At 36.9% G+C, this 561-nt stretch carries 1 tRNA gene; it reads right to left on the minus strand.

The annotated features are described in order from the left end of the window. Window positions 1-448: 448 nt before the first annotated feature. Window positions 449-524, minus strand: a tRNA-Ala gene (locus NI467_RS14605). Window positions 525-561 lie beyond the last annotated feature (37 nt).

Consider the following 561-nt stretch of genomic DNA (forward strand, 5'->3'; position numbering starts at 1 on the left):
CGTCTTTCATCGCCTCTGACTGCCAAGGCATCCACCACATGCACTTAATTACTTGACTATACAACCCCAAACAGTCGTCCATCCCTACAAGTAGGATGAGCAACATGATTAACCAATTTCTCAGTCAATCACACAGTTGGCGTTTGTGCACTTAAGCACTGTACAGCTTCAATTAGATTCATATACCAAAACGCTTGATTCAGTTAATTTCGCTAGTTCTCATTTCAAGTACAGTCATTAACAGGTAATAAATTACTGTTAACTTCCGTTCTATCTATGAGTATGAACAAATTATTTCAACTCAAATATATGCTGTTAATGATTTTTCTAGCCTTCGTCAGGTCTAGAAACTGTGATAAATCACAGAAGTTAATAAATAATTATTTATTTACTAAATTCTGTAATCCAGCCTCATTATTTTTTAAAGCAGTGCTTAAAAAATAATTCGTGGTGGAGACTAGGAGAGTCGAACTCCTGACCTCCTGCGTGCAAAGCAGGCGCTCTACCAACTAAGCTAAGTCCCCAGCTTATCATTTAGATTTAATGTTTCTGATTCTCTGT

The sequence above is a fragment of the Acinetobacter sp. S4397-1 genome (genome assembly GCF_024129285.1).
GTDB classification, from domain to species: Bacteria; Pseudomonadota; Gammaproteobacteria; order Pseudomonadales; family Moraxellaceae; genus Acinetobacter; species Acinetobacter lwoffii_C.